The 8,280-nt window shown below is 35.0% G+C and carries 4 protein-coding genes; 3 read left to right on the top strand and 1 reads right to left on the bottom strand.

The features are described from left to right. Positions 1–156: 156 nt before the first annotated feature. Positions 157–687 carry an isoprenylcysteine carboxyl methyltransferase family protein gene (locus tag Q0370_RS08180; RefSeq protein WP_299574467.1) on the bottom strand — a complete coding sequence of 177 codons (531 nt, stop codon included), beginning with the start codon at positions 685–687 and terminating at the stop codon, positions 157–159. 228 nt (positions 688–915) lie between these two features. Here Q0370_RS08180 and Q0370_RS08175 point away from each other — a divergent pair, with 228 nt between their 5' ends. The 3 genes from Q0370_RS08175 (at position 916) to Q0370_RS08165 (ending at position 8,097) form a co-directional block, all read left to right on the top strand. Next, positions 916–6,420: an autotransporter domain-containing protein gene (locus Q0370_RS08175; RefSeq protein ID WP_299574464.1), complete on the top strand. Its 5,505-nt coding sequence runs from the start codon at positions 916–918 to the stop codon at positions 6,418–6,420. A 227-nt stretch (positions 6,421–6,647) separates the two neighbouring features. Then, on the top strand, positions 6,648–7,349 hold the full coding sequence (locus Q0370_RS08170; RefSeq protein WP_299574461.1) for a hypothetical protein: 702 nt from the start codon (positions 6,648–6,650) through the stop codon (positions 7,347–7,349). Then, positions 7,342–8,097, top strand: coding sequence for an MgtC/SapB family protein (locus Q0370_RS08165; protein ID WP_299574458.1), 756 nt, complete (start codon positions 7,342–7,344; stop codon positions 8,095–8,097). Before Q0370_RS08170 ends, Q0370_RS08165 begins: the two co-directional genes overlap by 8 nt. Positions 8,098–8,280 lie beyond the last annotated feature (183 nt).

Raw genomic sequence — 8,280 nt, 5'->3', positions numbered from 1 at the left:
TCGTGCAGAAAAAATACAACTGCGCGAGCCTTTTATGCTAATGTCTATTTTCTAACGTCTAAAACGGGTCTGCGACCCTCTAACGTCTAATGTCTAACGTCTAATGTCTAACGTCTAACGTCTAATGTCTAACGTCTAAAACGGGTCTGCGACCCTCTAATGTCTAACGTTTGCAGCTGCGAAAAGTTCTTTCATAGCAGCCTCCTCTTGGCGGATGCGCACGATGAGCAAGACCACATAGAGGGGAAATCCGATGCAGAGGGTGTACCATGCGTTGCAGAGCAAAGCCACGCCGATGAGTTCGGGCATGATGTTGAGGAAATAGTTGGGATGACGCACCGTTCTAAAGAGCAGACTGCGCTCAATGCGCTGGTTGGGCACGATGTAGAGTTTCACCGTCCACACATCTCGCAATTTGTACATCACATAAAAAAGCATGACGTAGGCAAAGAGCATCACCCCAGCACCCATCCACGAGAGAGAGTTCATCTCCATGTCTTTGCTGTAGGCCTCATAGAGCGCACCGAAATAGAAGGCGATGTGTGCCAAGGTGAGCAAGAGAGAATTGAACTTGCCGTATTGTTTACCACCTTTTTTGAGGAGGCGTTTCTCGTTGCGGATAGAAAACGAAAGCGAAATGAGTCGCAAAGCAAAAAAGCTGAGAAAAATAATGATGATGTATTGCATATAATAGATAAATTGGTAAAATCAGATGTATCATCTCGTCATGTTGCACTCAGGGGAGCATGATGATTCCCTGATGGGGCATGCGCCATTAGCGCAAGCGCACAATTCTTCCTAGCAGATAGGGTGCACCACCGGCGTAAAAACGCTTCGTGCCACTATAATATATCCGAAAAAGAGGGAAGTTTAGATGTGTGTTAAATGCAAATATAGTACATTTAGTTTGATTATATGGCAGATTGTGGAAGTAGCGTAAATGGTGGAGCTTATAATTATGATTTTGATCTTAATGCTTTTTCGGTTTTAGCTAATGCTCCTGGTACTAAAGGAAGACTTAGAGACGGCTATCCGTCATTAAGACATTCTTGGACTAATACAGGAAGTGTTTTATTAAAATCATACTTTGATACAGAAACAAATTACAATTTAACAACTAATTTAACAGTTAATTCAGAAAATCCGCTTAATGAAACTCAAAAGCAATCTGAAAGAAATGCGGGAAGAGGATATAATGCACAAAATTTTTTAGTTGGTGGTTCTCGGGCAGCTACAATGGATAATGCACCAGCAAATACAGATGTTAAACTTGATAACAAGGCAACAGTTAATTTGGTTGGGCCTTTGACAGTGGGATTTGAAGTTCAAACAGATACATATTACGGGCCAAATGGAAGTAAAAGAGAAATGGTTAATACAGGAACAATAACAGATGCTTCTGAAACGACGCTTGCAAATATCGGTGGATTAGCCAAAGGAGCTTCTGCACCATTAACTCTTGCACCATTACTAGGTGGGACAACTGTTGATGTAAATAGAACTGCTGCTGGATATACAGGATATAAAATTGGTATGATATTAACTTATGAGAATGACGATAGAAGAGTTAATAGTAAATATGTATTAACAAATAATGGAACAATTGATTTTGGTGGTGAAAAATCAATAGGAATTCAAGTTTATGCTCCTGGTTCACCTTCACTTGTAGAAGTTACAAATACAAATAAGATGAATATAGGCGGTACAGCGAGCTATGGTATGAAATGGTCTTCACGTGTAGCACCTAATAGTACGATGGAAAATACTGGAATACTTAATGTAAGTGGGGATGCAGGAGTTGATTCTAAGAATAATCCAGTAAATTCATTGTCATCAGGAATAGCAGTTATAGAAGATTCTAATTATAGCAATGCTACTTCAATAAGAGCATATCAAGGAAGAGTAAAAAATAATGGAATAATAAATGTTTCTGGTGGTAAAGGTAATACCGGTATGGTTTTGATTACGAATGCCGCTGATGATATAACAAATGATGCAGCTGGAACAATTAATGTCAGCAGTACTGAAAAAAGACAAAATATAGCTATGAGAGTAGGTAAAGGCTCAGTATCAACAGATGCACCCGGGACACCTAAAGCAATAAATAACGGAACAATCACTTTAGATGGCGATTCATCAATAGGAATGGTTGGAATAAATGCAGATGTTGTAAATAATGCAGGTAAAACAATAAGCGGTAATACAATCATTAATGGAATTGGAATGGCAACTAGTGGTGGACAGCTTAATAACTCAGGAAAAATCGAGTTGAAGGGAACAGGAACAGCAACTAATGTTGGTGTATATATGACTAAAGGAACTGGTAACCCATCGGGAACACTTGCTGCAACAAGTGATATTAGTGTAAAAGGTGATAATTCAACAGGTGTATTGATTACAAATGGTACATTAAATTATGGTGGAACTACTACAGCTGAAGGGAATGGAGTTACAGGATTAGTTATTGGAGATAATTCAACTAATACTGCTGATGTAACAACTACATCTACAGGAACTGTAAAAGTAAATGATGGTGCAGGTGGTTCTGCTGGAGTGTATGAATATTTAGATGGCTCAGGAAATAAAGTTAAAAAGGGTTCTTATGGTATTGTTGCTGGTAAAAATTCAAAACTTATAAGCAGCGGTACAAACAGTATAAATGTGGACGCTAATGTAAAAGAAGCAGAATCAATTGGGGTATATTCAGGTGAAAATGCCACACTGGAAGTTGGAGACCACACTGTAAAAGCATATGAGGGAGCAGTAAACTATGATGCTGATAAAGGTAAGATTACATTAAAAGGGACAGGAACAGCAACTACAGGGCAAAAATCATTACTATTCTATCTTGGTGAAGATGGTTCAGGAAAAGTTGCCATAGATGGAAAGATGAATGCGACTATTGAAGGCGGAACTACTCCTAATACCAGAGGAAATGCCTTTTATTATGTAGGAAATGGTGGTAACTTTGGAAAAACTCAAATTGAAGGATGGGCAAAAAATAATTTTGGAGATGGAACAAATACAACTTTAGGGAATCTTACGCTAGATATGAAGCAGGGGTCAAGATTATTTATTGCTCAAAATGTTGGAATGGACTTGTCTGATACAACAGGAGATGCTGTCTCAAAAGCTACAGGAGCACATATAAATGGAACTGACTATAAGACATTTATGCTGTACTTAAGCAACCTTACAATTAATCAGGATGTAAACTTGGATGATGCCAATGATGCATTCAATCAGCTTGAAATTTCAAATTCGTCAATAACGAATGCAAATACTAAGACTATTACAGGAACACAGGCTAATCAGGTTGCAATGGCTCAGGAAAATAACAAGGGTCTGTATGCAAGAAATAAGGTTACATTATCAAATGAAGGAACAATTAATTTAAGTGGTGCAGGTTCTACTGGAATGTATGCTAAGTTTGGAGAACTATACAACAAAGCAGCAGGGGTTATGACAATAGGTGATAAGTCAACAGCTATCTATGGAACTGAGGATTCATTGATTGAAAATGCAGGTAAGATTACAATAGGTTCTAATTCAACAGGATTGTATTCAGAAGGTTCTACAACACAGGCAATAAACAATCCAGGATTAATAGAATCAGCAGGAAATGATTCGGTTGCAATTTCTTACAAACCAGATGCGGCACTTTCTTCAGGAGTAATACTGGAAAATACAGGAAAAATCACTATGACAGGTGATAGAAATACGGCAATATATGCAACTGGAACACCAGGATATACAGCCAAGAACAGTGGAACAATAACATTGGGAGATTCAGCTTCAATTACTAGCCCTAACGTTGCACTTTACACTGAGCATAATACTGTAACACTTGAAAATACTGGAACAATAGATTCTGGAAATAATACAATTGGAATTTATGGATATAATGCAGAAAATTCAGGTAACTTGAAGATAGGAAATGCAGCAATTGGAATATATTCTCAAAATGGAAATGTAAATTTGACAGGTGGAACAATAACAACAGGAACAGACGAGGCAGTTGGAGTTTACACAGTAGGAAGCGGACAGACTGTTACAAATAGTGGAACTGCATTTAATATAGGGAACAATTCATTTGGATTTGTAAATGTTGGGACAGGAAATACAATAAATTCTAAAATTTCAAATGTAGGACTAGGAGATAAGAATGTATATGTGTATTCAAGTGATACATCAGGAACAGTAACAAATTCTACAAATATAGCTTCTACAGGAGGACAAAATTACGGTATTTATTCAGCTGGAACAGTAACAAATAATGGAAACATTGATTTTTCAAGTGGTTCAGGAAATGTGGCAGTTTACAGTATTAAAGGTGGAACTGCAACAAACAATGGAACAATCACAGTAGGAGAATCAGATATTTCAGCTGTTGACAGTAGTGGTAATCTGGCTCCTCTCTACTCAATAGGTATGGGTGCAGGATATGAAACAACTGATACAGGTAACATAATAAATAAAGGAACAATTAATGTAAACGGAAAACATAGTATCGGTATGTATGCAAGTGGTGCGGGAAGTACAGCGACAAATGACGGAAATATTGTGTTGAACGCAAGTAATACAACAGGTATCTATGCTGATAATGGAGCAACTGCAATAAACAATAACTCAATTACAACAGGTTCAGGGACTTACACAAATACAGTTGGAGTATATCTTGGAAAAAATTCAAAATTGATAAATAATAAAGGTGCGACTATCGACATAAATGCAAAAAACGGTGTGGGAGTTTACTTAAAAGGTGGAACAGTGGAAAACTACGGAACTATAAAAGTAAATGGAAGCACAAAAGATGAAGATACAATTTATGAATATACAGTGCCTGCAACAGGAAAGGGAGTAGGAGGAGTAAAAATTGATGCACCTGCGGGAGTCCCAACTGCCACAATTACTGTGAATGGAGTACCTCAAACACCAGTAGTTGTAAATACAATGGCAAAAAATCCAATATCTGTATCAGCTTCTAGCATTGGATTATATATAAATACTTCAGGAGTTAACTATACAAAATCAATAGACGGATTGCAAAATTTGACAAGTGAAGCAGATTTAATTATTGGATCTGAAGCTGCAGAATCAACAACTAGCAAATACATTTTAGTAAATGATCCTAACATAATAAATCCATATAGAATAGCAATGTTAAACAATCCAAATATCAAGTGGAATGTTTATTCAGGCTCAATAGGATGGATAGCGACTCCAACATTGGATTCAAACGGAGTAATAACAAGTCTATATATGGCTAAAATTCCGTACACAGAATGGACAGGAAGAGAGGAGTCGCCAGTAAATAGCACTGATACATTTAACTTTGCTGACGGGCTGGAACAAAGATATGGTGTGGAAGCCTTAGGTTCAAGAGAAAATCAATTATTCCAAAAATTAAATGGAATAGGAAATAACGAAGAAGTCTTGTTATATCAAGCTTTTGATGAAATGATGGGACACCAATACGGAAATGTTCAACAAAGAATTAACTCTACAGGAAACTTGCTGGATAAAGAGTTAAATCACCTTCAAAGAGACTGGAGAAATCCATCTAAACAAAATAACAAAATCAAAGTATTTGGTATGAGAGATGAATACAGCACAGATACTGCAGGAATTATTGACTATACAAGTAATGTTACTGGAGTGGCTTATGTTCACGAAGATGAAAAAATTAAGATGGGTAACTCTGACGGATGGTATGCAGGGGTTGTAAATAACAGATTCAAGTTCAAAGATATTGGTAAATCAAAAGAAAACCAAACTATGATTAAATTAGGGGTATTCAAAAAGATGTCACCTAGCAGCGATCATAACGGATCATTACAATGGACAATTGGTGGAGACGTGTTTGCAGGTATAAACGAAATGAAACGTAGATACCTTGTTGTAGACGATATATTTGAAGCTAAATCTAACTACAATTCTTATGGAGCGGCTTTAAAAACAGACTTAGGATACGACATAAGATTAAGCGAAAGAACACATTTCCGTCCTTACGGGGCATTGAAGATGGAATACGGAAGATTTAACAGCATCAAGGAAGACAGAGGGGAAATGAGACTAGAAGTTAAAGGAAACGATTACTTCTCTGTTAAACCAGAAGTAGGAATGGAATTTAAATTTGTTCAGCCACTAGCAGTAAGAACTAACTTATCAGTAGGATTGACTGCAGCTTATGAGAATGAACTAGGAAAAGTTGGAGATGTAAACAACAAAGGAAGAGTTAGATATACTTCAGCAGACTGGTTCGGAATCAGAGGAGAAAAAGACGATAGAAAAGGAAACGGTAAGTTTGACTTGAATATCGGAGTGGACAACACAAGATTCGGAGTGACAGTAAATGGAGGATATGACACTAAAGGTAAGAACGTAAGAGCTGGAATAGGATTCAGAGCTATTTACTAGAACGAAGATAAAATGTAGAATAAAAAGAGAGGACAGTAGAACTTAGGTTTTGCTGTTCTTTTTTTCATAAAAAAGGTATAATATTTATAAGAATAAAAGAAAAGTATAAATAATTCATTTAAAATTGAAGTCAAAATATGTAAGAATCATTGTGTTGTTAAATAACATAATAATCTTCTATTTTTATTTTAAATAGAAATTGTTGCATATTTTTTAGGAGGGATATTATGAAAAAAGTATTCATAGGAGTAAATATAATTTTATTGTGGATTACGATTTGGCATTTTTATAGATTTCCAATAACTGAAAATATGAGTTTGTCTTTGCACAATAAAAAAATTTATAGAAGACTGATATTTAATACAATTGATTCGATTGTTAAAGATAGAAATGACTTATTATTCAATATTAATTTTGGCGGGGAAGAGCAGGATGATGTAGGAAGAGCGTATGTGAAAGGATTGATGAAAAAAGGAGATGTGTGGATAGGATATGTTTACTCTTTTGATGAACTTGTAAAAGAAAGTCCAGCTTATGCTAGTAATCCACCAAATGGAGATGAATTGGCAGTGAAAGAATATGTAAATAAACATTCGGGATATTTTTATGTAACTTCAAATGAAACGAAATATCATTTGACAAAAGAAGAAATAATGAGAAAATTTAATTTAAAAAAATTAAGTTTAAAAAATCCTAAATTTTTTGTAGATAAGTTTGGGACGGATAGAGAATTGTCAAATTGGCATAAATATACTTATGAACTGCCACAAAGCAAACTAAAGGATGAGAAAGATATAAAGAAGGCAAAGAATATTGAAAAAAGAATAAAAAAGAGAAGAGTTTTTTGGATATTGAGTTTAATTCTTTGTTTAACATTGCAAATATTATTTTTAGTAAAAAATAAAAAGGAGACGATGCATAATGATTAATTTTATAGAAATAACGAATGAACTTTTTAAAAATAGCTTTGTAAATAAATTAACTGTAGAAGTTGTTTCTCTTAGGTTGCTGCTGGCAGTTGTATTTGGAGGAATTGTTGGATATACACGTGAAAAAGACAATAAGCCTGCAGGATTTAGAACGCATATATTGGTATGTTTTGGAGCGGCGGTTATTTCTATGGTACAGGATCAGTTGAGACTTAATATTTTGGAACTTGCTAGCGTAAATTTAAAATTAACTGGGGTTATAAAAACAGACTTGGGAAGACTAGGTGCTCAAGTTGTAAGCGGAATAGGATTTCTAGGTGCAGGAAGCATAATGAAAGAAAAGGGTGAAACTGTTGGAGGTATGACAACTGCCGCTGGAATATGGGCAACAGGCTGTGCAGGACTTGGAATAGGATGGGGATTTTATAATCTGGCAATTCCAGCAATAGTATTTATGCTTGTAATAATAGTAATATTTAAAAAATTTGAGCCTAAAATTGTAAAAAAAACAAAACTTTTAAAATTTGAAGTAAAATTCTTGGAAGATAAAAATTATGCTAAAGGACTTTTGGCAACATATGAAGTATTTAATCAAAAGTTGATAAAAATAACACAAATAGATAAAAATCAACCTGAGAATACAGCAATTTTTACTGTGAATATGGATGAAAAAATTGATATTTCTGATGTAATTGTATCGCTTTCAGCAATTAAGGCCGTGGAAGTTGTGAAAGAGAACTATAATTAAAAAAGGAGCTTTTGATGCTCCTAAATTTTTTATTTATCTCGATAATGTGAACCACATTGCCATATTTCTAATGTATTATTATAGTAAAACTTATTTAAAACCAAACTCAAAAGCTATGACTATTTTATTCAAACCATAAATTTATATAATTTTAGCAGTTTAATTTAAAATAGGTTTGAGTAT

This window comes from uncultured Leptotrichia sp. (assembly GCF_938036635.1).
In the GTDB taxonomy this organism is placed as follows: domain Bacteria; phylum Fusobacteriota; class Fusobacteriia; order Fusobacteriales; family Leptotrichiaceae; genus Leptotrichia; species Leptotrichia hongkongensis.
This window is presented reverse-complemented; position numbering and strand designations above follow the sequence as displayed.

Excerpts from the sequence above, each read along its gene's own strand:
- Q0370_RS08175 (WP_299574464.1), top strand. The coding sequence starts at position 916 with ATGGCAGATTGTGGAAGTAGCGTAAATGGTGGAGCTTATAATTATGAT.
- Q0370_RS08165 (WP_299574458.1), top strand. The coding sequence starts at position 7,342 with ATGATTAATTTTATAGAAATAACGAATGAACTTTTTAAAAATAGCTTT.
- Q0370_RS08170 (WP_299574461.1), top strand. The coding sequence starts at position 6,648 with ATGAAAAAAGTATTCATAGGAGTAAATATAATTTTATTGTGGATTACG.
- Q0370_RS08180 (WP_299574467.1), bottom strand. The coding sequence starts at position 687 with ATGCAATACATCATCATTATTTTTCTCAGCTTTTTTGCTTTGCGACTC.